The organism is Enterobacter sp. T2, assembly GCF_010692925.1.
Taxonomy (GTDB): Bacteria; Pseudomonadota; Gammaproteobacteria; order Enterobacterales; family Enterobacteriaceae; genus Enterobacter; species Enterobacter kobei.
Map to the genome: position 1 here is coordinate 2,982,528 of NZ_CP048736.1, position 21,419 is coordinate 3,003,946.

38 protein-coding genes and 1 pseudogene are annotated in these 21,419 nt (G+C 53.8%); all 39 read right to left on the reverse strand.

What is annotated here, in order from left to right; all coding sequences use genetic code 11:
* Positions 1-6 precede the first annotated feature (6 nt).
* The 39 genes and pseudogenes from G0034_RS14375 to G0034_RS14550 all read right to left on the reverse strand — a co-directional run bounded on the left by G0034_RS14375 (position 7) and on the right by G0034_RS14550 (position 21,398).
* The gene (locus tag G0034_RS14375) at positions 7-300 is read right to left on the reverse strand and encodes a hypothetical protein (RefSeq protein ID WP_014883990.1); all 294 of its coding nucleotides are present in this window, start codon (positions 298-300) and stop codon (positions 7-9) included.
* Between the two features lie 76 nt (positions 301-376).
* Positions 377-1,117 carry a DUF6246 family protein gene (locus G0034_RS14380; protein WP_179121003.1) on the reverse strand — a complete coding sequence of 247 codons (741 nt, stop codon included), beginning with the start codon at positions 1,115-1,117 and terminating at the stop codon, positions 377-379.
* A gap of 50 nt (positions 1,118-1,167) precedes the next feature.
* Positions 1,168-1,923, reverse strand: coding sequence for an Ig-like domain-containing protein (locus G0034_RS14385; protein WP_014883992.1), 756 nt, complete (start codon positions 1,921-1,923; stop codon positions 1,168-1,170).
* Positions 1,924-1,981: 58 nt separating this feature from the next.
* Positions 1,982-2,365 (reverse strand): phage tail termination protein, encoded by a 384-nt coding sequence (locus G0034_RS14390; RefSeq protein ID WP_014883993.1) that lies wholly within the window; start codon positions 2,363-2,365, stop codon positions 1,982-1,984.
* Positions 2,362-2,730, reverse strand: a complete 369-nt coding sequence (locus tag G0034_RS14395) for a hypothetical protein (protein ID WP_049012426.1) — start codon at positions 2,728-2,730, stop codon at positions 2,362-2,364. Before G0034_RS14395 ends, G0034_RS14390 begins: the two co-directional genes overlap by 4 nt.
* Positions 2,731-2,791: 61 nt before the next feature.
* Entirely contained in the window at positions 2,792-3,079 is a 288-nt protein-coding gene (locus G0034_RS14400; protein WP_014883995.1) for a hypothetical protein, read from the reverse strand.
* A gap of 47 nt (positions 3,080-3,126) precedes the next feature.
* Positions 3,127-3,477: a hypothetical protein gene (locus G0034_RS14405; protein ID WP_047028458.1), complete on the reverse strand. Its 351-nt coding sequence runs from the start codon at positions 3,475-3,477 to the stop codon at positions 3,127-3,129.
* A 10-nt stretch (positions 3,478-3,487) separates the two neighbouring features.
* Positions 3,488-3,805: a ubiquitination-like system serine protease family protein gene (locus G0034_RS14410; RefSeq protein WP_039079611.1), complete on the reverse strand. Its 318-nt coding sequence runs from the start codon at positions 3,803-3,805 to the stop codon at positions 3,488-3,490.
* Positions 3,802-3,972 carry a 50S ribosomal protein L13 gene (locus G0034_RS14415; RefSeq protein ID WP_179121004.1) on the reverse strand — a complete coding sequence of 57 codons (171 nt, stop codon included), beginning with the start codon at positions 3,970-3,972 and terminating at the stop codon, positions 3,802-3,804. The genes G0034_RS14410 and G0034_RS14415 overlap by 4 nt, the downstream gene beginning before the upstream one ends.
* Positions 3,972-4,352 carry a DUF7370 family protein gene (locus G0034_RS14420; RefSeq protein WP_179121005.1) on the reverse strand — a complete coding sequence of 127 codons (381 nt, stop codon included), beginning with the start codon at positions 4,350-4,352 and terminating at the stop codon, positions 3,972-3,974. Before G0034_RS14420 ends, G0034_RS14415 begins: the two co-directional genes overlap by 1 nt.
* Before the next feature lie 2 nt (positions 4,353-4,354).
* The gene (locus tag G0034_RS14425; RefSeq protein WP_006176155.1) at positions 4,355-4,720 is read right to left on the reverse strand and encodes a hypothetical protein; all 366 of its coding nucleotides are present in this window, start codon (positions 4,718-4,720) and stop codon (positions 4,355-4,357) included.
* A 9-nt stretch (positions 4,721-4,729) separates the two neighbouring features.
* Complete coding sequence (locus G0034_RS14430) at positions 4,730-5,827, reverse strand: major capsid protein (RefSeq protein ID WP_179121006.1); 1,098 nt, start codon at positions 5,825-5,827, stop codon at positions 4,730-4,732.
* A gap of 10 nt (positions 5,828-5,837) precedes the next feature.
* Positions 5,838-6,272, reverse strand: coding sequence for a hypothetical protein (locus G0034_RS14435; RefSeq protein WP_179121007.1), 435 nt, complete (start codon positions 6,270-6,272; stop codon positions 5,838-5,840).
* A gap of 3 nt (positions 6,273-6,275) precedes the next feature.
* Positions 6,276-7,661: a DUF2213 domain-containing protein gene (locus G0034_RS14440; protein WP_179121008.1), complete on the reverse strand. Its 1,386-nt coding sequence runs from the start codon at positions 7,659-7,661 to the stop codon at positions 6,276-6,278.
* 52 nt (positions 7,662-7,713) lie between these two features.
* On the reverse strand, positions 7,714-7,986 hold the full coding sequence (locus G0034_RS14445) for a hypothetical protein (RefSeq protein ID WP_179121009.1): 273 nt from the start codon (positions 7,984-7,986) through the stop codon (positions 7,714-7,716).
* A 25-nt stretch (positions 7,987-8,011) separates the two neighbouring features.
* A complete protein-coding gene (locus tag G0034_RS14450; protein ID WP_286079250.1) occupies positions 8,012-8,998 on the reverse strand; it encodes a phage minor head protein in 987 nt (328 codons plus the stop codon).
* Positions 8,952-10,412, reverse strand: coding sequence for a DUF1073 domain-containing protein (locus G0034_RS14455; protein ID WP_179121011.1), 1,461 nt, complete (start codon positions 10,410-10,412; stop codon positions 8,952-8,954). Before G0034_RS14455 ends, G0034_RS14450 begins: the two co-directional genes overlap by 47 nt.
* 11 nt (positions 10,413-10,423) lie before the next feature.
* On the reverse strand, positions 10,424-11,896 hold the full coding sequence (locus G0034_RS14460) for a terminase large subunit (protein WP_179121012.1): 1,473 nt from the start codon (positions 11,894-11,896) through the stop codon (positions 10,424-10,426).
* Complete coding sequence (locus tag G0034_RS14465; RefSeq protein WP_114647268.1) at positions 11,896-12,411, reverse strand: hypothetical protein; 516 nt, start codon at positions 12,409-12,411, stop codon at positions 11,896-11,898. The genes G0034_RS14460 and G0034_RS14465 overlap by 1 nt, the downstream gene beginning before the upstream one ends.
* Before the next feature lie 3 nt (positions 12,412-12,414).
* On the reverse strand, positions 12,415-12,633 hold the full coding sequence (locus G0034_RS14470) for a hypothetical protein (protein WP_179121013.1): 219 nt from the start codon (positions 12,631-12,633) through the stop codon (positions 12,415-12,417).
* A gap of 95 nt (positions 12,634-12,728) precedes the next feature.
* The gene (gene lysC, locus G0034_RS23680; RefSeq protein WP_502706667.1) at positions 12,729-12,917 is read right to left on the reverse strand and encodes an Rz1-like lysis system protein LysC; all 189 of its coding nucleotides are present in this window, start codon (positions 12,915-12,917) and stop codon (positions 12,729-12,731) included.
* Positions 12,898-13,284 carry a DUF2570 family protein gene (locus tag G0034_RS14475; protein ID WP_179121014.1) on the reverse strand — a complete coding sequence of 129 codons (387 nt, stop codon included), beginning with the start codon at positions 13,282-13,284 and terminating at the stop codon, positions 12,898-12,900. Before G0034_RS14475 ends, lysC begins: the two co-directional genes overlap by 20 nt.
* Complete coding sequence (locus G0034_RS14480) at positions 13,281-13,721, reverse strand: lysozyme (RefSeq protein ID WP_179121015.1); 441 nt, start codon at positions 13,719-13,721, stop codon at positions 13,281-13,283. Before G0034_RS14480 ends, G0034_RS14475 begins: the two co-directional genes overlap by 4 nt.
* Positions 13,708-14,013, reverse strand: a complete 306-nt coding sequence (locus G0034_RS14485) for a phage holin family protein (RefSeq protein ID WP_122008274.1) — start codon at positions 14,011-14,013, stop codon at positions 13,708-13,710. Before G0034_RS14485 ends, G0034_RS14480 begins: the two co-directional genes overlap by 14 nt.
* A gap of 467 nt (positions 14,014-14,480) precedes the next feature.
* The gene (locus G0034_RS14490; protein ID WP_179121016.1) at positions 14,481-15,170 is read right to left on the reverse strand and encodes a bacteriophage antitermination protein Q; all 690 of its coding nucleotides are present in this window, start codon (positions 15,168-15,170) and stop codon (positions 14,481-14,483) included.
* A complete protein-coding gene (locus tag G0034_RS23440; protein ID WP_113771609.1) occupies positions 15,167-15,283 on the reverse strand; it encodes a PPVAKH motif-containing phage-derived small protein in 117 nt (38 codons plus the stop codon). The genes G0034_RS14490 and G0034_RS23440 overlap by 4 nt, the downstream gene beginning before the upstream one ends.
* Positions 15,280-15,921, reverse strand: a complete 642-nt coding sequence (locus tag G0034_RS14495) for a recombination protein NinG (RefSeq protein ID WP_059294224.1) — start codon at positions 15,919-15,921, stop codon at positions 15,280-15,282. The genes G0034_RS23440 and G0034_RS14495 overlap by 4 nt, the downstream gene beginning before the upstream one ends.
* Positions 15,914-16,084, reverse strand: a complete 171-nt coding sequence (locus G0034_RS14500; RefSeq protein ID WP_126811148.1) for a NinE family protein — start codon at positions 16,082-16,084, stop codon at positions 15,914-15,916. Before G0034_RS14500 ends, G0034_RS14495 begins: the two co-directional genes overlap by 8 nt.
* Positions 16,084-16,539 (reverse strand): YbcN family protein, encoded by a 456-nt coding sequence (locus G0034_RS14505; RefSeq protein WP_126811151.1) that lies wholly within the window; start codon positions 16,537-16,539, stop codon positions 16,084-16,086. Before G0034_RS14505 ends, G0034_RS14500 begins: the two co-directional genes overlap by 1 nt.
* A gap of 184 nt (positions 16,540-16,723) precedes the next feature.
* Positions 16,724-16,936: a hypothetical protein gene (locus G0034_RS14510; protein WP_126811154.1), complete on the reverse strand. Its 213-nt coding sequence runs from the start codon at positions 16,934-16,936 to the stop codon at positions 16,724-16,726.
* Positions 16,933-17,181, reverse strand: a complete 249-nt coding sequence (locus G0034_RS14515) for a DNA polymerase III subunit theta (RefSeq protein WP_126811157.1) — start codon at positions 17,179-17,181, stop codon at positions 16,933-16,935. Before G0034_RS14515 ends, G0034_RS14510 begins: the two co-directional genes overlap by 4 nt.
* Before the next feature lie 75 nt (positions 17,182-17,256).
* Complete coding sequence (locus tag G0034_RS14520; protein WP_049011254.1) at positions 17,257-17,568, reverse strand: hypothetical protein; 312 nt, start codon at positions 17,566-17,568, stop codon at positions 17,257-17,259.
* A 165-nt stretch (positions 17,569-17,733) separates the two neighbouring features.
* On the reverse strand, positions 17,734-18,012 hold the full coding sequence (locus G0034_RS14525; protein ID WP_240618728.1) for a flagellar FlbD family protein: 279 nt from the start codon (positions 18,010-18,012) through the stop codon (positions 17,734-17,736).
* The gene (locus G0034_RS14530; protein WP_179121017.1) at positions 18,009-18,308 is read right to left on the reverse strand and encodes a protein ren; all 300 of its coding nucleotides are present in this window, start codon (positions 18,306-18,308) and stop codon (positions 18,009-18,011) included. Before G0034_RS14530 ends, G0034_RS14525 begins: the two co-directional genes overlap by 4 nt.
* Positions 18,308-19,741 (reverse strand): DnaB-like helicase C-terminal domain-containing protein, encoded by a 1,434-nt coding sequence (locus G0034_RS14535; protein ID WP_179121018.1) that lies wholly within the window; start codon positions 19,739-19,741, stop codon positions 18,308-18,310. The genes G0034_RS14530 and G0034_RS14535 overlap by 1 nt, the downstream gene beginning before the upstream one ends.
* Positions 19,731-20,630, reverse strand: a complete 900-nt coding sequence (locus G0034_RS14540; RefSeq protein WP_179121019.1) for a DNA replication protein — start codon at positions 20,628-20,630, stop codon at positions 19,731-19,733. Before G0034_RS14540 ends, G0034_RS14535 begins: the two co-directional genes overlap by 11 nt.
* Positions 20,623-20,724 carry a hypothetical protein gene (locus G0034_RS23445; RefSeq protein WP_502706672.1) on the reverse strand — a complete coding sequence of 34 codons (102 nt, stop codon included), beginning with the start codon at positions 20,722-20,724 and terminating at the stop codon, positions 20,623-20,625. The genes G0034_RS14540 and G0034_RS23445 overlap by 8 nt, the downstream gene beginning before the upstream one ends.
* Positions 20,725-20,733: 9 nt before the next feature.
* Positions 20,734-20,856: pseudogene (locus tag G0034_RS23685) on the reverse strand (replication protein); the annotation flags it as partial.
* A complete protein-coding gene (locus G0034_RS14550) occupies positions 20,853-21,398 on the reverse strand; it encodes a toxin YdaT family protein (RefSeq protein WP_179121020.1) in 546 nt (181 codons plus the stop codon). The pseudogene G0034_RS23685 and the gene G0034_RS14550, both read right to left, overlap by 4 nt.
* Positions 21,399-21,419 lie beyond the last annotated feature (21 nt).

Consider the following 21,419-nt stretch of genomic DNA (forward strand, 5'->3'; position numbering starts at 1 on the left):
AGCGGGTCAGGTTTTTGACTTGTGCCTATGAATCTCTTCCTTGAAGAAATCAAATGTCCCTTTATTTGGGTCAATATTCTTTCTACAAGTGGTGAAGTCTTTTGAAAGTTGACTTCCATCGCCTTGTTCACTTAACGATTTTTCGGTTAATTCGATGACAGCTTGTGATGCATCAGAAAGGCAATTTACTTGTTGCTTCGCGAATTTAGTTAAAGTCCATTGGATACCATAAATGCTGGTAGGTACGCCAAAAATGATACCTAAAGCCCAGATGATAGCCTTTTGCTTAGGAGTTAGCATTTTATAACCCTGAGGAGGAAAGTTCAGATTATTCTAATCTTTCAAACACAATTAATTAACTCCTACAATTCGCAGTTCAGGTTTTTAAAAGGTTACGTTCGCGCTCAATCATTGCCTTCCATCGACGATCATCATCATCCATAACCGCGTCATACTCTTCCCTGGTGAAGCCTTTCTGGTCCGGGTATTTGGCGTTCAGCATCATGGCGAATTCGGTCATGGTTAACTCCATCGCCTCTTCCTTGCTGATGCCAAAATGATTGCGGGCGGCCATGATATATTCAGTCGCATGAAACTCAGAAGTCGTTTCCTTACTTTCGTTCTTCTGCAGCGTCCTGACTCTGGCCCGTCCAATAATGCCATGCATCATCAATGACTGGGCTATCAGAATGAGGTTCTCAGGAGGTAGCGAACCGCGGTGCCATACAAATGTACGTCGTCCAGTACGGGATAGCTCATGCCATCCAGTAAGCTCAGAAACATCCTCATCGCAGCAAGACTGGATGACGTTGATCGCTGATAGAAGCGCCTCACGCACAAACGCGGCAGAGGCTGCTGCATCGAGCGCCCATTGTGGCAGGGAAACGTCACCGAAATAGTAAGCGTAGAATTTGCGCTGATGCTCAGGTATAGCGCTGTGAATTTCGCGCGCTGCCTTAAGCATCTTCGCCACGTCGTCATTGAACAGCGCATAGAAAGTCCTGACGATATGGTCTGGCTCGCCGATCCGAGTCATGTTACGGAACGATGGACGGAAGAAGTATTCTCGCTCACCAGCACCTATCACGCACTCGCCTATCTCTTTCAAAGGTGTCATATCGTCCTCCATAACCAGTATCAAGGGCAGCACGCCGCCCTTTGTAGTGATTACGGCGCGGCAGTTACGGTAACAGCGCAAGTGTCAGTAAAGTCACCGTCCGCCGTAGTTGCCGTAATAGTCGCGGTACCAGCAGCAACGGCAGTAACCAGACCGGTTGAAGTGACTGTCGCGATGGAAGGTGCCGAGGTCGTCCATGTGATCGACTTATTCGTTGCATCAACTGGCTGAACTGCGCCGCTGAGTTGCTGGGTTGCCCCGACGACCAGAGATGCAGTTGCCGGGGTTACTTCCACACCAGTGGCTGCGATGGAATCAGCAACTTCAAACACAACGGTGTCAGCGTCGTAGACTTTCCACTCGCCGGAGAAGGTTGAGATATCGTTGGTACCGAAATCAGCGGACCATGAAGTGGTGTTCATGAACCCCTGGATATAGGTACCGGCGTTCTCACCCGCGAAGTCAAAGCGGACCCAGAGATTCGGCTGCCGACCAGCCTGGACTTCATCGAAAATATATTTCGAAAGCCTGAAAGCGCCGATCTCGTTGTCTTTATCAGACTTTCGGAGCTCCCCTTCACCGGAGATCGTCAGATCCATATTGTTGACCAGGTTTTCCACCAGTCCTTTAGCATCATCTGCCTCAGAGTTGATGGTGTTCATCGAATAGTCGATGCCCTTGGTCGTCATAGCGCCGAGACGCTTCCACTCGGAAAGCGCGGGCACTGCGTCGGGGCAGCCAAAGGCCATGCGTAGCACAGCTACTTTCCCGATCAGCTTGCCAAAATCATTAGCACAGCCTTGCATGTGTACCTCTCAAATAAAAAAGGCCGCCTGATGGCAGCCTGATGGGTTGGTGATGGGGTTATTCGCCGTAGACGCACATGAACTGGAGCCGGAAGACCAGGCGGCCCTCTTCGGTCAAGATAGGCGCAGGCATATTGCCGAGGTTTTGAATCAGGCCAAGGCATTCGTCGGTAATGTCGTTTTGTTCGACATAATTGATGATTTCCTGAGCCTTTTCTGCTGCTGCGCGGCGCTTATCCTTGGCAGAAATGACATCCACCAGCACGTAGTGATCAGATCCGAGGTCATTTCGGATGTCGGTACCGCCATTAGGTCTGAACACTATGAATGCGTCGGTTAACTTCTTTGTGTCATCCCACGCCAACAACTGAACAATGAAGCCAGTGGTAAGCCCGGCATCAACGAAGTAGTTACGCGCGCGCTCATACATGGCTGGTGTCATACTGAAAGCTCCTTGCGCATTACGGCATCAATCTGGCTGCGGGTGTCTTCAAAGCCTTTGGTGAGGAACTCTTTCTGCGCGGTGGCGCGGCGGAAGGTTTGAGGAACATTCGGATCGTGAACGAACACAGCGTAGTTCGCGGTGTATCCCACCCGACCTGTCAGCCGAACGCCGTTGTTAATCAACTCCCGATACTGGCTATTAAGCAGCGTTGAGGTGTCGATAGGCGAATAAAGAGCAGCCTGTGAGCTGCCGATTATCATTGCTGACTGAAGCGCCCGGACAACCTTTCGCCCTTTCACGTCGTTGATGATGCGGTTGAGCCCGGCTTTCGACTGCTTAACGCCGCGCACTTTGATACCCATGGTTGTCTCCAGGCAATAAAAAACCCCGCCTGAGCGAGGTTTGATTTCATTTAAAGATGAATCAAAAAGGGAGCATTGCGCGGATTTCAGTGTGCCACTTATGAAAGGCAGGCAGGTCATCTAATAACCAGAATCCAAATCCAATCATTACAACGCCAATAATCATTTGAGCAATAACGCTGAACCAGTATTCAATAGGCTTGCTGTCTTTATGGATGTACTCCTTTCGCGTCGTCCCCTTAAATGTCTTTGTATAGACACCTCGTCGCAAAAAGATAATCGACTGAACAAACGCAAAGGGGCCGGTCAGAAAAATTCCACATACCGCAAGCCAATATTGAAATCCCATTACCTTTCAATCCACGTAATTTTTCCCCATATTATTGCACAGGTTTATCAGATTCCAGTAAGGATGGCGTAATCATCAGTCACACGCTCGAAAGTGTCGGCATAACGGATAACCTGCCGCACCTCGTCGGCACCGGCTACAACCGGGTCGGCTTCGGTCGATACGCCAATCAGCAGGTAATCACCCGCGGCAGCCAGCGCAAACTCTGTCCAGACGGTATTCTTCACAACGATTTCAGCACCCAGGCTGGCTAACTTCTTGCTGAGGCCGCCCTCGTAGTCGCAGAGGATTGGCTCAGGCTCGGCATAGCCCAGCGGGTCACCGCATTCGTCATTGCCTTCCAGCTTTCGCCAGATGGTCGCCGTGGCTGTGTATGACCAATTCGCAACGCTAGACATCGCTACCCCCTCAAAGCTCTGGTAGCGGCACCGTCATGCCTGCCATGCTATGCGTACAGTCATTCAGATATTGAATCTGCCCATCTGTCACAAATGAATGGCAGGTAAACGGCTTGTCTTTTGTGGCGTCGTCAAACTGTTCTGGGTCATCGCTGGGCATGAAGCCAGTAACCAAAACGCTTGGAGTCAGCGTCGGCTTATCAACGCTTCCATTCCATCCCCATCGCGGACCATTGCCAATGCCAACCTGCACCACATGGCGACTACCGCACCCGGGGCACATGAACGATAAACGGTTATCGCTCGCCTTCTTCACTCGCTCTGTCATTCTTTCCACCTCAGCACCTTCGCGCCGGTCGCCCGGATGCGCTCACAGTTGATATGCCACTCGCCGTCCGACTTAACGTAGCCGGTAGTCTCCCGTCCGGTGTCGGTCATCACCCATACTCGGGTAAATGAGCGCGGCAGGCCTTGCTTAACTGATTTGTACGTCATCAGCAGCCCCCGACCACCATGAACAGGCCGACACTGTTACCGGCGCTGATAGGCAACTCACCAGTGCAACCGCTGGTATCGAGTTTCGCCAGCGAATCGCGCAGCCAGGTGATGCTGTCAGCATCGTAATCGAACGAACGGGACGCGCCGGACGGCGCACCCTGCGATTTGATTCGGCGAGCCCCGGACGACGTGGCCATCAACGCTGCGGCGTACATCATGATCAGCTTTGCGGTGCAGTCGTCATACCCTGCGCCATCGAGGCACGGGATAATCTTGTTCACCGCACAGAGGATCGGCTCCAGCAACGCGCCCGGGATGGAATAACCCAATTCACCGAGGTATGCCTGCACTTCTGCCGCTGTGATTGGGTCAGCCATGGTTATTTCGCCTTTTTGATTGCTTCTGCCAGTGCGGTTTCGGCCTCATCAGCGCGTTTTTTTTCTGCTGCCAGTGCATCGGCGTGAGCCTTGTCTTTTGCTTCACCATCGGCGATTAGCTTTTGGTTCTGCTCCAGCGCGTCGGCGAGTTGCTTTTGCAGGCCAGACGGGTCGGCCGTCTGCGCGGACGGAGTTGCCACTTCGAAGGAAAGCTTCTCGCCTTTCTTCTTGTCGGTTTCCTTCGCCTTGCCAGCGCTGATCCAGCGCTCAGCCGTTGCGTCGTCAACATCCACCACCGAACCAACCTCCAGTTTGCGGAGATTGGCACCGGCGTGCAGGTTACTTGCCACGATTTCTACCAGTGCCATGATTTATCCTTAGCTTGATGCGTGAATGACAGAGTATTTGTTGTTGATGTCCTGTTTGACCATCAGCCCCATTGCACCCCATGTGCGCCAGATGTAGTCGCTGTTGTACTCCGGACGCGGAGAGGCAACAGTACCGATAGCCTGGCCGACGATCGGAGCGATAACACCAGCGCCCAGTGGCACGATGACGATTTCGTTACCTGACAGCTGGCTGTCTTCTTTAATCGCCGCAACACCAGTCAGTTTCAGGATTTCATCCATGATCGTTCCGGACTGGAAGTTGTCGGAGAAATAGCGCTCCAGGTTGGAGATGATTTCACCGGATACATACCAGGTTTGCTCTGCATACTGGTTATTCACGCGACGCATCTGATCGCGCAGCGCGATTGCGCCTGCTCGGATGGCCTGCGACGTTGCTGTACCGGAGGTGAAATCGATGTTAAGTCCTGAAGCTCCAAGGTCGATCTGCGCTACACGCTCATCGTCACGCAGACCTTTCCAGGTCAGGCCATCGAACACTGCAAAGTTACCTGCTTTATCGCGGAAACCGTTGAAGATGTAATCGACGTAGCGGCGCTGCACGTCTTCTACCGACCCGCGCTGAGCATCAGCCTGAGACTGAAGCGCAGACGGGCTGTTGAAGATCGGGTCACGCCATTCGAACTTGAATCCGGAATCGTGGATCGGAACCATCGTACCGTCGAAGGTATAGCTGCGGGCATCAAGCGCCGCGCCGACCTGGCCGGACATGGAGGTATGTGCCCAACCGCGACCGCCGGTGCGAGCGTAGTCGTAGCGAGACTGCTCAATGCGTACTGAGCGGGATAGTGGCATCAGATCGTTCAGCAGAGTGAACTCTGTATTCGGCTCGAACTGCTGCAACACAGTGGTATCGAAAGCGCGATACAGGCGGCGGATATCATCAACCGCGTTCACGGCGTCGAGATAAGGAGCATTTTCTGCATCGCCACGGAACTGAGTGCGCGCGAGAAAATCCGCTGCTGCCTGAGCACTGGCATTTCGCTCAACTTCGAGAGCGCGCCATTGCGCCTGGTTAACTGCGAGGTTACCGGTCTTTTCGCCGATAGACTTGGAGAATACAAACATTAAGTGCTCCTTACTTGAACACAACGCGAATCAGATCACCGGCCGCCGCTGTGACAGCTTTATCTTCTTCGACATAAGCGAATACAACCGCATCAGCCACTACAGCCGTGACGCGACCATTTGCAACAGCCACCGGCTGCCCCTTTGTGTAAGTGCCAGCAGCAGCGCGCACGTTAAGGAACATGCCAGGAAGTGGATGAATGCCTACAACCAGCTCATTGGTTGCGATCGCATCATCAACGCTCAGGCAGCGCAGGTAGTCTTTGTTAGCCACGTACTTAATCGCAGCTTCCGCCCCCGCTACCGATGCAGTGAACTTGTCAGTAGTGCTGAAGAACCCAACGGTGCCAGGCAGAGTAGATGCAGCAGCGCCGCCTTCTCGGTTGAGCAGCGGATTAGGGAATACGCCACCCGCGTGGATGATATGCTTTCCATCTTTAGCCATTATTTACTCCGGCATTTCGCTAAAAGATTGAGAGGAATTGACCTGGCGGAATGCACCATTCAGGCCGGTGGATTTTTGGCTGTTGGCATACAGACGGTCGAGCGCCTTGCCGTCCAGATCTGCGACTTCTTCATCGCTCATGTTCATAGCCAGCTTCACAGCCGCGCGCTTTTCGCCTTTCTCTTTATCAGCGTTCGCGTTCAGGCTGTTGAAAACGACGTCCACGCGTTCGGCTAGTTTCTGCGCCCACGCTGGCATCTCTTCGTTATTGGTAGCCTGCTCTTTTTTCTTGGGCTTGCCGGTTGCCGGGTCGATTTCTTCGTCGCCATTTTTCTTGGCGGCGGCTTCGTCGGCCTTCATCTGGTTGTATGCGTCCATCAGCTCGGCGTCGGACTTGCCTTCGGTCGGCTTACCAGCGGCTTGCAGCGCATTGATAATCAGTTCTTTCATCGGATCGTTCTCTCCGTTGGTTTTAATCTCGTACTCAGTGGGTTTGCGCACGACTTCTACAGGTTCGCCGACGAACACGGCCTTGCCGTCGTCATCGATGAGGTACTTCTGTTTCAGGTATTTGGTGTCATTGCGGTAGATGAAGCTGTCCGGCCACACCGTTTCAGGCCAAAGCCACTTATCTTCGGTGTCACCCTCGCGCAGCTTGTCGCTAATAGCGCGGGAGATGTCGTCGAAAGAGAAGTTGGAGGCATTGGTGAAGAAAAATTTTGTCTTGTTGAGCAGGCCGTCGCGGGTGCAGTCGATACCATCAGCAAGGCGGGCAACTTCAATCTGCTGCTCATTGCCTTCAGAGTTAACGAAGATGCCTACGCCCTCCTCCGGCGTTCCGGCGCCAGGCTCATCAAGCAGAACCGCCACATGGTCAAACATCATGTTGGTGGCGATCTCGTTGTATTTCTTACCCTTCGACTCGCCGTTGGCGGCAATACCGGAATACAGCAGGCCGGTGGAAATGTGGATAGGGTCCGAGTTGGTACCGGCCAGCATCTCATCCAGACGGTTGATCAGGCGCTTGCCCTTATCGCTCGACTCGGCGTACTGGCGGTTGACGTACATATCGCCCGTCACCTTCCCGTCTTTATGGCCGACGTTTTGCAGCCAGGCACCGACGTGGTACTCGTTCACCGCCCGAACATCGCGCGCCGAAACATGCTTGCCATCCACTTTCGGGTGGCCCAGCGGCATCGGGTTACGCTCGAGCGTGTTGTAGGCCTTTTCGATTTCTGCTGCCGGGTACAACTTCCGGTTCATCACGATATCGTCCACGACAGGCGTTATGCCGCGAACCACGATATGTGGCTTGCCGTCGATGGTTTCAGTGGTGATGTTTGAAGCGGAGTTGACGACGGTCAGCACGTTAACGCGGTTGCGTTTCATGCTGGGTCCTCATAGGTTGATTTCAGGCAATAAAAAAGGCCGCCGTGGCGACCTATTTGATGTGTTTAAATTCCCATCGGAATGAGCTGTAAATGTACTCGCCACCATCTTCCCTATCGGTAAGCTTGGCGGTAATTTCAAATTGGCTGCCAATTGGGTAAACCTTCACATCTGACAACTTTTTAGAACACTCAACAGCAAGTGAGGTACTCGCCCATTGTCCTGGAATCGGCCTGATATGAACTTTACCCTTCCTGCCTGACATGCTGGCTGGGTAAAAGCTCTCTACTATCAACTTACGATACAGCTCTTCTGGTTTTGCCATAATTCCTCCGCAAAACCACTTTGTATCATGCCGCTTCGTCCAGTTTCCACTGCTTGCGCTCTTTCTTCAGCTTATCCGCCAGCCCCTCGTTGAAGATACTGCCGTCGTCGTTGAGCAGCGCCGGAATCTGACTGCAATAGCAGTTGTACCGGTTGCCATTCTCAGCGTAGAAATCGCGTACCTCTTCTGTGGTGTAGACCTTGCCGTGACGGCTGGCGTGCCAGCTGCGCGTCGTTGGCTTGAGCGCAGACAGCCACAGCAGGCCGGTATTCAACCCAAGCCTATCAGCAGCCCAGTCTGTTTCATTCCACTGAGCCTGCCGCAGCGCGCCGACCTGCTCAGTCTGAGCGATGGTCTTTGCCTTCGACATCGACACATCGAGGCGCTTGCTGATGACGCTGGCCGTCTCGCGAGGATTCACGCCGCGCGCTACCGCATCGGTGATGATGTTTGTCAGGTCGCCGCGGGCGGTGTCGCTGATGACCTTCCAGTCACTGAACGTTGTCAGCCTGGCAGCCGCTATCTGGTTCAGGTATCCCGGGGTGCTTAAAAGCTGCTGTAGCGTAGTCTGACTGGCATACACCTGCGACTGGACCGACAGATTGGTGAAGGCGTTTAGCGTGCCGCGGTCATATTCCGCAATGACGTAGTCCATCGCCCATAGGTTCTGGCTGCCGCCTTCAAGAAGCTCATCATCCAGAATCGACTGCACCACCTGGAGCAGATCGGCCAATTCAGCAGCTGTCATGTCATAGACGAACTTACCGGCATTGACCTGATACAGCGAAGGTTCTGCGCCCTCGTTGTTGCACATCATCCAGGACTGCTGTGCGTTCGCCTCACGCTGCTGTCCAGTCAGCCGCAGCTCAAACAGAGCCTTAAGCCTGCGCTTGATGTTCAGATACCGATCTTCGATATCGTTGAACATCCGACTGACCTGCCGCGATGATTGCGTCGGGTCAGCTTTATTGCGCGGTACGATTGGCGTTCCGATTCTGGTTTGCGCTGTCATCATCATCTGTCAGCGGATCCTTATCGGTTTGCTTTTTATCAGGGTTAGGTGGCTGAACGACCTTGCGAGGCTCCAGTTCACCAACTGCGCGAATTTCGTTTTCATCCACCGCCGGTGTGCCGTATGCCTGCTGGGTATCCTTCGCCACGACAGCCATTGCCTGCATGTTGGCTATCTTCTCTTTTTCGCTCGGCGCGAGCAGATCAGACCATGCCAACGTGACCTCTCCGGATGATGGCGGGTCAATGACGCCTACGGTCCAGAAGCGCTCAAGCACGCTCTCGATCACCGTCGACTGGAATCCCCAGCGGCGGCCGTTACAGCGCTTCGCCCAGTCTGTTTTGTCCTCATCGGAGGCAAGGCGCCCCGTCTGCTGGCCAAACAAGATTGTGAATGGGCACTGAATCGAAGATGCAAACTCGTTAGCGGCCACTGTCCATGTTGGAGATGGATCGGCGGCTGCCACGGAGAGAACCGACGGAGTGCCAGCCTGCATTACCAGGGCCGCATCCGTGCCACGATTCATCTTTGCGACTTTGTCGTTAAGCGCCTCGCCCAGGTCTTTGTAGCCAGATTCTGTGGCTTGCTTTGACAGGTTCGCAATGTTGGTTTCTTTGTCGAACGCAATCCCGAGCTGGCGACTGGCATTCTTCAGGAACCCTTCAGCACTACCACCCGATACCTTTTCGAGGTCGAGCAGTTTGTTGTAGCCCGCACGCAGGAAAGGCACGCCAGAGAGCATGTTCTCGTCTTCAGAGCCTTCGCAGAGAATGATGATTCGCTCGGGGTGTACGGTAACGCCGCGCACCGGGCCATACGTGCCATCATCACCAACTGGCTGCTCGTTGAAGTTGTACGAAACTGGCTGGCCGTACGTTTCTGAAAGCGTGTCGGTATCGAAGTTGCCTGGCTTGATCTGCGATTCCCATGCGGGGATCAGCTTAACAATGGGTCCGTTACCGATATTCCGTAGAGATTTAACCTTCGCGCGGTCGACTGGCTCGTGCCATTCCCTGCCGTCACGGAACTGAATGAGCAATGCCGAGTACCGACCGACAAGATTACGGCGATCCGCATCCTTAATTTTCGGCCAGTGTTTCTTCAGCAGCTTAGTGGCTGACTTCTCCCAGTCCGTTGTCTCAGTTGACTCCTTACCGTCGTCGCCGTCGATGATCGTCGGGTTATCAACCCAGCACGAATCAAGAAGCTTATGAACGGCGGCAAACGCCACCGCGTTGCGCTCGTATGCCCGGTAGTAGCGGTCGAACTCGAGACTGTTTGGATAGCCGAACTCGTCCCACAACTTCGTGCGCTTGGTGTTTCCCGGCTGGCCTGCGTACAGCATGCGCTGCCGCCCAATAGCATCAGCAAGGGCATTAACGAGGAATGAAACCTCGCTTTGTTGTTCACTCACTGATGAGCTCCTCAGAAGAATACTGCGCCGACCTGCTTGTGGTTGTTCTTCGCTACTGCAAAGTAACGGAAGCCGTCAGCACCGTGTGATGTGAAGTCATGAAGCGGTTTGTCTTTCCAGCACCCGCGCTTATCGTCCCACTCCTTGCGGTAGCCTTCGAGGTGAGATATTCCCTCAGCACATTTCTCCTCATCGAAGACGCAGGACGGGAGGATTTCACGCACCGACTCAATGCCGGTATCGACACCCGTTTTGGGGACAACATTGAAGGTCATCGAGTAAACCTGGCCGTCGATTTCATAGCCTTCCTGCGCAAGTTCTTTACGCGATTTGGCATCAGCGCCGAATTCACGGTTCTCAATGTCGTGCGGACCCCAGTGCTCGCCGTACTCATAGCCGCGGTCTTTCAGCACCTTCATGTAGTGCCTCAGACCTTCGCCGGAGTTTTCGTAGTAGTCGATGATATGGAACTCTTCGCCAACCTCGCGAACGAACCAGATGGCCGTGGAGTCACCCACTCCGATATCCCAGAACGTATGCACCGGCAGGTGTGAGTTATCCGGGATTTGGCCGATCCGCTTGTTGGTGTAAAGCCAGCGGAACTGCTTGGCGTAGTACGCGCCCTCGACCGACTGCTGGAACGCCTCGGCCGGAATGGTCGGGTATTCGCGCTTCATGTCGTCGCCGAGGGTTTTCTCTTTGGCGTAATACCATGCCTTTTGGCGCTCGTTGACGACTACGCCGTGCTTCGCTTCCATCTCAGCGAAGTATTCCAGCAGGCGCACCGGCAGCGCTTCGACCGGGTCGATTGCGTATTGAGGATTCTTCCACCAGGAGAAGAAGAAAAACTTCCAGTCCAGCGCGGATAAGGCTTTGCCCTGGAGCAACGCTTTCTCTGCCGTCTGGCAGTAATCGAAGAAGTAACCCGCCCGTCCCTCTGCCGTGCTCTCGATAGTAGCGAAGCATCCAGTCGATACCGCCTCAAACGCACCAGTGACGATTTCACGGGCTTTATCCGGATACTTGGCGCATATCTTCCCGAACTCGGAAACGTGCAGGTAACGCAGCGTACCGCCACGGAATGACGTGCTGACGTAGAGTGATCCGCCCTTCTTAAAGACGAGCTCTCCGGAAGAGTCATTGCTCGCCGGGTTGGCCGCCTTTATCTCGGCGGGCAACTTGTCGTATGCGTATTTCACCTTTTCGCGAAACAGGCGCTTTGCGTCATTCAGCGTGTGGGCAATCAGCGCGCACTTAGCCGACTCGAACAGGGCCGCGTCGAGCTGGATGATGCACACCTCTGTGGTAAACCCGAGCTGGCGAGCTTTCAGAATGATGTTGCGGGTGTGGATCCCCTCGAAGTATTCCCGCTGCTCAGGTGTCATCCTGAAGCGCGTAGGCTTTCCCTCTTTGTCGGTGATCCAGTAAAGGTTATTAAGCCGCCAGTCTTTATTGGACAGCAGCTTGATGTGCTCAGGTTTCATTACGCCCCCTGAGACAGTGAATCCATCAGGTTAGACAGGTCATCAACCGTCTTATTACCTTCCTCTGTGTCGAGGTTATACGCCTTGCGCTCAGCGTTTATCACTTTGATTTGAGCATCAACACCGGCAGTGATCGAGCGAGACATTGAGGCGTGATTCTCTTCAGTGATATCTGCATCTTCGAGGAAGTCTCGGAGCTTATTGGTGATACCGCGCCATGCCGCCAAACTTTCCCGATGAGCCATGACTACAGCGGCGGCCTCGTCAGATGCCTGGTCAATAATCTGCTCATCAGTAACCACTGGTGCCTGGTTACCGTCTTTGGTTACCGACTTGGTTACCTTGGCCTTGGTTGCCGCCCTGACCTTTTCAGTCAGATCGCGCTGCCATCCCTCTTTGTTTGCTCTCTTCAGGATGGTAGCGTGGTTAACGCCATGCTTTTCACCGATGGCCCTTACTGATAACGAACCAGCCCGGTAAGCCGATTCGATGGCCTCCCAATCTGGTTTGGTCATTCGTTACTCCGTTGTTTGTTCTGCTGGCTGTTCGGTCTGCTCTTCCGGTACTGGCGTGAACTGCACGCGCTTCACATCAGCAGGAGCGAAATACAGCCACTCGCCCGTCTCGGTCGCCAGCGGCACAAAGCCGTTAACCAGCTCAGGCTGACGTCGTGACATCTTGCCCGTGAAGGTTTCGCCTGTTTGGGTTGTTAGCGTGATTTGGTAGATGTCGGACATGATTTACCTCTTTGCCTTGTCGCAGCTGATGCCCTGCTTCTCAGAAGTGCTTAGCCACTTACGGCTTACCCGTCAGCAAGATGCAGATCACCGCCTTATTGGGGTTGAGCATTCTTTCCTTGTCGGGAGGATTCGATTTTGCGGATTGCCGCCTTATCCAGATTGCACTGCCCCAGCGCCATATAGAGCTGAGCGTTTAACTCCAGACTTGCCTGCCATGTAAACGGAACCACCATTCTGGGGATCGGCGTGTCTGCTGTCAGGTCAGCGCTTATCGGCACCACCGGGGCCGGAACGTAAACTGTCTGCGTATTCCCGCAGGCTGTCAGCAGCGGCAGCAGGAACAAGCTGGTTAGCGCACGGATCTCCTTTAAGCGCCTGCCTGATGTAGACAATGCGCGTTTCGCCTTTCTTGGCCAGTTCGTTCTTAGCATTCTGGGTAGCCTGTGAGATATCACGGATGAGGTTCATCGTGGTGATCACGTTGCTGGTGATCGCCTCTGATGTGTCTGCCCGGACCGTCGCTTTATCGCGCTGGTCTTTGTAGGTGATGGCGTTGTCGCGGTAGTGGTTCACGAAGAACGCCAGCACGCCGATTAATGCCACCACCATCAGCTGCAACCAGTAACGTTTAACCAGCGCGCCAATCATGACAGGAACAGAGCCCGCTCTGCCTCCCGGCGACGTGTGAGTCCATTCAGGACTTTGCCACCAGCTTTATTCCAGCTCAGGAACTCATCGGCAGCGCCAGCGTAATCACCAACGTTGAGTTTTCGCAGAAGGGTTGATGTCGACAAAGACCGGGCGCCGAGGTTATACGTGAAGGACACCAGAGCATCGAATTGCCCCTGAGTCAGCCCGACTTTAACCAGGCGGGACACGTCACTTTCGTAGCTGACAAGTCCGGTCTTCAGTAGACGCTCAGCCGTTTCCTGCTTAATCGTCATCCCGGCGCGGATTGGTTTGCCGTCGACATGCTGAGTCCATCCGTATCCGATCGTCCACACTCCGACGCTGTCCTGGTACGCGGTGAGCTTGCAGCCTTCGAACTGCTTGATCAGGGCAATGCCTTTCTCACTGGTTTGCATTCTTCATCCCCGTCAGGCGCTCCCAGAAGTACGTCAGTGCTACGGAGCCCATTGCCCCGCTGATACCAGACGTAACCAGAATCATGTAAAGACTCAGCCCACTTTCTACGCTTATCAGGCCACCAATAAGACCGGTAAAGCCGGACACTGCAATTTGTGCCAGTGCGTTGATCCAGCTCCAGGTGGCTTTATTCTGCTTCACGTCAATAAGGTATCGGACCAGGCCGCCCCAGCATGACAGAGCAAGGACAATCAGCCATGACACTCCGGCAATGCTTTCTTTATCTTGCATACGTTTAGCCATATCACCTCCGAAAAACGGGGTGCTGTTTGTGTAGTGGGAAAGGCCGTCAGACACGATAGCTACGTGGCATCTGGAATTGATTGTCTGCGGCCTGAATAAAAAACCCGGCGACAGGCCGGGAATATGAGGGTGTGGCAATGTCGGCTCTCTGGCCGAAGGGTCCCAGGTAGTGGGTTTGGTTTGTGGTGGCTGAAGTCGCGTTTTTGCCGTCCCCATTAGACCCGGCTCAAGGGTTTTGATGTCCCCGATTCATCAGCACTGTCATCTTGTGCTTCACCACAACGGTCAGAGCACTGCGCGGCACCTTTCACCAATCCGCGAGGTCTACGGGTTCAATGCTCTTACCTGTTGTGTAGATACGAAAAAGCCCAAGGCGTTAACCTCGGGCTTGTATTCTTTGTGTCGACAATCAAAGCTATGGCGACGATATCAGATTTACATGAAATATATGCGTTTCAATCCAGTTTTGCAAGACTTGAGTCTAAATTTGTCGCCTTTTGTTGTGAACGTGATCGCGTAACCTGCAACAAAGCTCCACTGTCCAGGCGCAGGAAGATGCGGCGCATCTCTACCCAGCGGTCCGTAAAGGTCTCTGACCAGTTCTTTGGTGTTACGCCAACCAGATCCGCCAGCGCCTGATATTCGTACGTATCACGCCCTGCCAGCTCTGCTTTGACGTCCTGCGCCGCCAGCCAGATAAGCTTCTTCAGTCGCTCCATCGTCTTGCCGGCCACCTTCTTCGCGCCGAGCTGCTCCCGGAACTCTGCCCACGCCCACTGAGTGATCGCCACCTGGTACTCGAAGCGTATGTTCTCGCTGTAGTTCCAAAGCAGCCATGCTTTCTGGTGCTCTTCCAGCGACAGGACGGCGCGGCGCCACGATGCGGTAACGAACTCAACCGGACCCACCAGTGCGATGGATGAGCCTTTGGCTCGGGACTGACTTCCGCTCATCGCAGGGCCATCAGGGTTAACTTTACGGCCGGTGACCGGGTCGGTGATTTTCTTCCTCCCCCGACTGCGGGCCGTCGCGGTGAATTGCGCGTTCTCGGCGAAAGCTACCAGTTGCCCTTTCGTCGCCCCGCTGAGATCTGCGGTCGCCACAATGAGCTGCTGACGTACGTATTCCAGTTGCTGACTGTTCATGCGGCTTCCTTCTGTGGCTGGTTGTTTTTTGTCTGGCTGTGCTTTGCTATTGGCGGCAGACTGGCACGCTTAACGCTTTCGGCCTGGTACCGGAGGAAGTCGGTATAGTTCATGCTGCCTCCCGCTGTTTCAGTGCCTTGAGCTTGGCGCGGTACTCATCCCGGATCCGGATGAAGTCTTCACGGCGGTAGTTGGTCATTTCGTGGGGACCATTGAGCCAGTCGACGTATTCCTGGCCGTAACGAGCGACCAATCCAGCTTCGTATTGCTGCGCGACCGTCGCCTCTTTGGCGGTGTACTTGCCGGCCCCGGCATTGCAGGATTTGCACTGCTTATGCGCGTTGCGTTCTTCAAATCGCAGCTCAGGGTTAGCACCGACCGTCTTGAAGTGGCCGCAGTCCCACTGGCCGCCGTGCAGATCGGGAGGATTAGTCTCACCGCAGCTGATGCATGGTAAATCGGCATCACGCGCGCGGATGTAGGCATTGAATGCCTGCTGAGCCTGCGCTTTGTAGTAACCGGCAGGCCGTAGCTCTGCCAGGCGTTCCTTGCGGCGTTTGCGCCCGGCCTTCTCTGCCTCTTTCTGCTCCTTGATGCGCTTAGCGGCGGCTTTCACCTTCTCCTTCTCGCGTTCTTCCATTGCGAGGATTGCGCCGTGTTCCGGGCTGCACCAGCGGATCCGAATATCGTGGAATTTCGGCACGAAGTATTCACCGCATACTTTGCACTTACGGCGGGATGGTTTACGCATGGTTCCTCCGTGCCGCGAGACGCAGCCATTTCTGATCCACCAGGCGGGCGGTGTAGTCTTTCATGGTCGGGATGTCGGACGGCTTAACCTCTGGCTTGCGCTGGCGGCGCGCCGGGACGCGGAAGATTTCGTTTGTGATGACGCGAGAAAGTGGAGTAGACATCAGGCCTCCTGCTTATCGCGCAGCTGCTGGTATTCGCAACCGTTCGGGATTGTTAGGGCCAGGCCGAACTGGGCACACCACATTTCAACCTTCACCAGGAAGATATGCATTTCGCCTGTATCGAGGTCGGCGGTGTGGCGCGGCTCCCAGGTCGTGGTTTTCTCACCGGTGATAAAGTCGGTGTAGGTCACCTCTTCGCAGCCGAGATAGGTTTTTTTGAGGTTGCGCTTAACCCAGTCTGGAGTGGCGTCTGTGCGGCCGGAGTTAATCAGGTATTCGCTGATTTCCGTGTACCACATGTGGCTGAGCGCGTTCTGCGACAGGCTGCGCTTCTCGCGCCACGGTTTGACTTGCAGGCGGAAACATTGCCCGGCATCCAGCAACGGCTGAATCTGCTGGCCGATGGCCGCGAAGTTACCGCGATGGAGTTTGATGCCGTCTACTGGCAGAGTCATACGGCCTCCTTAACGGAAACCGCAGAATGCAGAAAATCGCAGGTGCATTTCTGCATCTGTGACAAGGTGAGGAGTTCAGATTGTGGTCGCATTTAAGTCCCCTTAAATGCGCAGAAGTCACCGGAGTTGTTCAGGCTCCGATGACATGATTATGGCTGGTTGATTGCTGGAAATCAAATTGCTTTCACGGCTTCAAATAACCCTTCAATTTTTCGATTTGGCTTTTTCTGTAAGCTATCTCTTTATGGATTTCATCCAGGCGCTCTTGGTTGTAATTACCATCAAGAGCGTCATCACATATAGCGGTTTCTTCTGCCAAAAGTTCTTTTATTTTCCGCTCATGTTCAGCAATCCCCTGCCTTGCACCTTCTGGCGAAGATTCAAATTCTATCGTCACTTTCCATCCTCCTGTTTCAGGTAAACCGGATCGCTACCTTTCGGTAAAGTTATCGACTTCTCACGATAAAACTTCAGGCGCTCAAGGAAGTAATCGCGAAAATGCTCGGGCTGATCGCGCATCACTACCTCAGCGATAACCGGCATGTTCAGGCGCTCTTTGTATGCCACGCCAGAGGCTGCCAGGTCAACGTTAACCTTGTCGCGTTCCTCCTGCGGCTTCGCTGCTATGTTCCAGTCAGACATAAAAAATCCCCTCGATGATTTGAGGGGATTATAGGTCAGGCTCCAATTTGTATCGTCTGACCTCGCCAGGGATGATTAATCCTCATAGTCGGAATACTGGCTTCGCCGTTCTTCGGCTCCATCCTCGTACCCTGACTCAAAGTGCCCTTGATAGTCGTCTGATTTGTAGTAACGCTTAAATGCTTCTTTTGGCAAGCCATAAAATCCGGCATGCTGGCCTAGCGATAAAAAAACAAAAGGTGTTCCACCGCCCTCGTACTCAGCTCTGGCGAGGCAATACCCAACCATGAACTCATCTTTGAACTGTGAACCTTCGAAATCAGACATCTTTTCCTTTCCGTAGGAGGCTTCTCCGGCCTTGTACCCGTTATCAAAAATTTCTGACATACATCTATCCCCAAGTTGACAGTTTATCTATGTAACATACAAATCATCCCTTCGAACTTCAACGCATAAGTAGTCAAGATGCTAGTTGTGCCTACAATTTAAAATCATTGCCAAATAGCAGACCTTCAATGCTCTGCCCATGAAGCGCCTGTTTGTCGCTGTTGCTCACTGGGCTGCCTCCTTCTGCGCAATTTCACCCCATATTTTCAGGCTATCCGTTTGAACAACGACGCCAAGCAGCGCGAGAATTTCCTCAGGTGTTTCTCGTACAACTATCTTTTCGCCCGAGGTCATTTTGATGTGGCTTACTCCAGCAAACAAAAACGACTCAATATGCTCAGCCACAATAAAAATTGGCTCGTAGATTGTTTTCTCTTCCCAACCGATAATCGAATCGACCTGACGAGAAACTGTTGCCTGCTGACTCAGTTTTAAAATTTTCATACCCCTACCCTCCCCCAAACCATCAATACCCTTCTCATCGCCGGACTGTTGCGGCACTCCTGAAATATTCCGTTGGTGCAGCTGCGCGCGGTACCGTCCTGCTCTTCCGACGTTGCCAGGCGATAAGTCACCGTTCGCCATACCTTGCTCACACGCACAATCTTGCGGGCCCGCTCCAGGTCGATAGCGTTCTTCGTGATGCAGTTGATGGTCATGCCACACTCGGCGGCCACATCTTTCGCAGTGAAGGTCCGGTGCGTTTCGAGATAACGCAGAATTGCCTGTTTGCCTTTCATCAGAATCCCCCTTTCTTTTTCGGCTGCTGCTCGCGCCCGCGGCGTTCTGCGGCGGCTGCGTGCTGGTCTGTGTCGTAAATTGCCCCGTTGATCTGATTGCAATAAACCGTTCCGGTACTGCCGTGGCGGTTGAGTCGCAGGATTAACTCGGTTTCTCCCGGCGGCACGCTGTCATCGAATGCGCCCTCACGGTGAATCCCGACCCAGTAATCGCAGTCCTGCTCAATCTGGCCTGTGTCGCGGGAATCGCTCGGTAGCGGGCGTTTATTCACTCGCTTCTCCAGTTCACGGTTGAGCTGGGTCAGCAGCACGACGACACAACCAAGCTCTTTGGCGAGATTCTTCAGTCCTTTGGTGATCATCCCGTAGGCCAGGTCATTACGGTCGGCTTTTTCGGCGGTCATCAGCGTCAGGTAGTCAACCAAAATCATGCCTACGCAGCCCTTCTCGCGTTTGATTCGGCGGCTTTCGCTAACGATGTGCGCCAGTGACAGGCCGGGGGTGTCGTCGATGTACAGCATGTCGATTTCACTCAGTCTCCCGGCTGTAGCGATCGCCTTCTTAAAGTCGCCGTCGTAATCGCCCTGGTACTGATCATCGGCATCATCCGTTGCGGGCATGTAAAAGATGCTCGGGTTAATGCCCGATTTCTGACCAACCAGCTTTTCAAGGATCTGGTCTCCAGGCATTTCAAGGCTGAACATCAGCGCTGGCTTATTCTCACGAACCGCGCAGTTGATCGCCATCTGCCCGTACAGGGTTGTCTTGCCCATCTTTGGCCTTGCGCCAATCACGAACAAAGAGCCTTTAACCAGACCTTTCGGCGCCAGCAGCCGGTCGAGTGACGGGATACCGGTACTCATACCGCGCTGTTCGCCTGTAGGGTCAAACCGTTTCTCCAGATCCGCTACCCAGTCATCCATAACCTCGCCGAAAGACCTCAACCCACGACGACTGCCGGTTTTTGAATGGTCTGCGAGCTGGGTGAAAATACCCTGAATGGCCTCGTACTTCTGCGTAGCGCTCATGCCGTTGCGGGAATACAGCAGTTCAGTAGCTTCGGTCAGGCGGTTGATACCGTAGCGCTCCATTGCGGCTTCCCGGACTGATGCAGCGTATGCCACGATGTTTGCAGCACTGGGAGTGTTCTTGGCAATCTCCGCCAGGTAAGCAAAGCCACCTACCTGCTCCGCGAGCCCTTTGCCTTCAAGCGCGTCGAACAGTGTCAGACCATCGACTGGCTTGTTGTCGCGGAACATCTGGCGCATCTCGGCAAAGATCAGCTGGTGAGGTCGGCTGTAGAACGACTCAGGCTTGAGCATCGCCAGAACCTTCTGGACTCGCTCGCTGTTGTCATCATCCAGCAGCAGGCCACCGATAACGCTCTGCTCTGCTTCGAGGTTTTGTGGTACAGCCATAAATTCAGCGGTCATCACGATCCCCCTCGCGCACTTCGATGTAGAGCTTTTCGGTCAGGAACTTATCGAATTTCATGCGGCGCCAGGTCTTACCGGATTTCTGGTCTGGTCGGTCTTCAAGCATCCAGCGGCAGTTCTGAGCGATGTAGCGCAGATAGCTTCTGAAACCGTCCATATCCATCGGCTTGCCGTCCAGGTTGCGGGCAATCTTGTTAGCCTTACCCCAGAAGGTGCGGATCAGATTGCGTCGCTCATCAGTGAGGCATCTCCATCCCCGGGCTTCAGGCAGCTCGTCTTTCAGGCATTGCCATACTTCATCGCATGACAAACGGGACTTTTTCTCTTCAGCGGGTTTTTGGTCATTTGCGACATACTTACTACCGTTAGGTAGTAAGTTATTTAATATATTGTTATCTGTGGACACTGGCTGGACATCGGCTGGACACTCCACCCCCGCAGGCATTTGTACGACTGCGTTTGCGCTGGACACCGGCTGGACATCGGCTGGACAAAAATTTGACTGATATTCGTCATATTTGACCACTTTTAGAACAGTAAAACGGTTGTTCGATTTAGTGGTGATCATGCCCAGGCCCTGGAATTTACGGAGCAGTGATTTAACGCGATCAGCGGTCAATCCCGTTTCCAGCGCCAGCGTGTTTCGCCCAGTAATGAACTCTCCGCGCTCGCAGATCACATCGCCAACATCAGTAGATACCAGTGTCTGTTCGTGATTAGCGCGCAGGAGCAGGTGAACCCATAAATGAGCCGCCTCAGCGTCCTTGTAGAACGGCACATCCATAATTTTACGGTGCAGCAAGGCAAACCCCTTACCGTCATTCGTGCGCGGTTTCTGGAGCCTTCTGGCCTCTCTGGCTTCGGCTAAATTGGATACGTTACCCACGGCCACTCTCCTTACGTTTCAGCTCTTCCAGGATGGCGCGCATCTTCTCTGCCACAATCGGATTAACCGAGCGGATGAATCGGTCGCGGGTTATGTTTTTATGTACAGCGGTATGGAAATAGCGTGGTTTTTTTGCCATTATTCCTCCTGCAACTACTCTCGTTTTTGCACTTGAAAGTCGGTTCTGTTCGCGCAGACCGGCTTTCGCCATTTCTGAAGTCTTCACATAACCCCCAGCATCGATGTGACCATCGTCATCAGCGGCCCTACCTGCTCCGGCATAAGTCGGAACAGCGACGCTATACCCTCGCTCACCTCTTTCAGCTTCTGATGCTCTGGAGCGTCCAGCAGCACGGCCTGCTTAGCCTCAGCACACTCTTTCATCGCGGCGGCGATCAGCGACATCGTGTCGTTCTGCGGCGCCAGGCGGTTGCGGTACTCCAGCGGCAGGACCGACATGATTGCTGGCGCCAACTGGCGAATGTTGTTGGCGGCGTATTCGGTGTCGCCGTCGATCCAGCGGAACACTTTCTGCATCTGGCGGTGCGAGTCAGTCGGGATATCAAGACCGGTGCCGCCGGTAGCCCGCCACTCCTCAACAATCAGAGCGGCGACAAATTCACGGCTGCGGCAATCAGCTGCCCAGGCGCGAACAGCTGCGCGGATCCCATCGATATTTAACGCCGTGGAATCAGGTTCCCGGCGATTCTGGTAAATCATCGCCGTTGGCGAAAATTTGTTACCTTGTTGATACGCAAGTGAATGCATTGCTTTCCCTTTCGTTGTTAA

Bases quoted from the DNA above. Each gene is read 5' to 3' on its own strand.
- G0034_RS14400 (WP_014883995.1), bottom strand. From the start codon at position 3,079: ATGGGATTTCAATATTGGCTTGCGGTATGTGGAATTTTTCTGACCGGC.
- G0034_RS14490 (WP_179121016.1), bottom strand. From the start codon at position 15,170: ATGAACAGTCAGCAACTGGAATACGTACGTCAGCAGCTCATTGTGGCG.
- G0034_RS23440 (WP_113771609.1), bottom strand. From the start codon at position 15,283: ATGAACTATACCGACTTCCTCCGGTACCAGGCCGAAAGCGTTAAGCGT.
- G0034_RS14425 (WP_006176155.1), bottom strand. From the start codon at position 4,720: ATGGCACTGGTAGAAATCGTGGCAAGTAACCTGCACGCCGGTGCCAAT.
- G0034_RS14410 (WP_039079611.1), bottom strand. From the start codon at position 3,805: ATGACAGAGCGAGTGAAGAAGGCGAGCGATAACCGTTTATCGTTCATG.
- G0034_RS14465 (WP_114647268.1), bottom strand. From the start codon at position 12,411: ATGACCAAACCAGATTGGGAGGCCATCGAATCGGCTTACCGGGCTGGT.
- G0034_RS14460 (WP_179121012.1), bottom strand. From the start codon at position 11,896: ATGAAACCTGAGCACATCAAGCTGCTGTCCAATAAAGACTGGCGGCTT.
- G0034_RS14440 (WP_179121008.1), bottom strand. From the start codon at position 7,661: ATGAAACGCAACCGCGTTAACGTGCTGACCGTCGTCAACTCCGCTTCA.
- G0034_RS14525 (WP_240618728.1), bottom strand. From the start codon at position 18,012: ATGAAAATTTTAAAACTGAGTCAGCAGGCAACAGTTTCTCGTCAGGTC.
- G0034_RS14480 (WP_179121015.1), bottom strand. From the start codon at position 13,721: ATGCAAACCAGTGAGAAAGGCATTGCCCTGATCAAGCAGTTCGAAGGC.
- G0034_RS14535 (WP_179121018.1), bottom strand. From the start codon at position 19,741: ATGACCGCTGAATTTATGGCTGTACCACAAAACCTCGAAGCAGAGCAG.
- G0034_RS14450 (WP_286079250.1), bottom strand. From the start codon at position 8,998: ATGACAGCGCAAACCAGAATCGGAACGCCAATCGTACCGCGCAATAAA.
- G0034_RS14495 (WP_059294224.1), bottom strand. From the start codon at position 15,921: ATGCGTAAACCATCCCGCCGTAAGTGCAAAGTATGCGGTGAATACTTC.
- G0034_RS14485 (WP_122008274.1), bottom strand. From the start codon at position 14,013: ATGCAAGATAAAGAAAGCATTGCCGGAGTGTCATGGCTGATTGTCCTT.
- G0034_RS14385 (WP_014883992.1), bottom strand. From the start codon at position 1,923: ATGCAAGGCTGTGCTAATGATTTTGGCAAGCTGATCGGGAAAGTAGCT.
- G0034_RS14430 (WP_179121006.1), bottom strand. From the start codon at position 5,827: ATGTTTGTATTCTCCAAGTCTATCGGCGAAAAGACCGGTAACCTCGCA.
- G0034_RS14520 (WP_049011254.1), bottom strand. From the start codon at position 17,568: ATGTCAGAAATTTTTGATAACGGGTACAAGGCCGGAGAAGCCTCCTAC.
- G0034_RS14470 (WP_179121013.1), bottom strand. From the start codon at position 12,633: ATGTCCGACATCTACCAAATCACGCTAACAACCCAAACAGGCGAAACC.
- G0034_RS14375 (WP_014883990.1), bottom strand. From the start codon at position 300: ATGCTAACTCCTAAGCAAAAGGCTATCATCTGGGCTTTAGGTATCATT.
- G0034_RS14405 (WP_047028458.1), bottom strand. From the start codon at position 3,477: ATGTCTAGCGTTGCGAATTGGTCATACACAGCCACGGCGACCATCTGG.
- G0034_RS14530 (WP_179121017.1), bottom strand. From the start codon at position 18,308: ATGAAAGGCAAACAGGCAATTCTGCGTTATCTCGAAACGCACCGGACC.
- G0034_RS14550 (WP_179121020.1), bottom strand. From the start codon at position 21,398: ATGCATTCACTTGCGTATCAACAAGGTAACAAATTTTCGCCAACGGCG.
- G0034_RS14445 (WP_179121009.1), bottom strand. From the start codon at position 7,986: ATGGCAAAACCAGAAGAGCTGTATCGTAAGTTGATAGTAGAGAGCTTT.
- G0034_RS14390 (WP_014883993.1), bottom strand. From the start codon at position 2,365: ATGACACCAGCCATGTATGAGCGCGCGCGTAACTACTTCGTTGATGCC.
- G0034_RS14420 (WP_179121005.1), bottom strand. From the start codon at position 4,352: ATGGCTGACCCAATCACAGCGGCAGAAGTGCAGGCATACCTCGGTGAA.
- G0034_RS14475 (WP_179121014.1), bottom strand. From the start codon at position 13,284: ATGATTGGCGCGCTGGTTAAACGTTACTGGTTGCAGCTGATGGTGGTG.
- G0034_RS14395 (WP_049012426.1), bottom strand. From the start codon at position 2,730: ATGGGTATCAAAGTGCGCGGCGTTAAGCAGTCGAAAGCCGGGCTCAAC.
- G0034_RS14500 (WP_126811148.1), bottom strand. From the start codon at position 16,084: ATGTCTACTCCACTTTCTCGCGTCATCACAAACGAAATCTTCCGCGTC.
- G0034_RS14505 (WP_126811151.1), bottom strand. From the start codon at position 16,539: ATGACTCTGCCAGTAGACGGCATCAAACTCCATCGCGGTAACTTCGCG.
- G0034_RS14380 (WP_179121003.1), bottom strand. From the start codon at position 1,117: ATGACACCTTTGAAAGAGATAGGCGAGTGCGTGATAGGTGCTGGTGAG.
- G0034_RS14435 (WP_179121007.1), bottom strand. From the start codon at position 6,272: ATGGCTAAAGATGGAAAGCATATCATCCACGCGGGTGGCGTATTCCCT.
- G0034_RS14415 (WP_179121004.1), bottom strand. From the start codon at position 3,972: ATGACGTACAAATCAGTTAAGCAAGGCCTGCCGCGCTCATTTACCCGA.
- G0034_RS14515 (WP_126811157.1), bottom strand. From the start codon at position 17,181: ATGTCTGACTGGAACATAGCAGCGAAGCCGCAGGAGGAACGCGACAAG.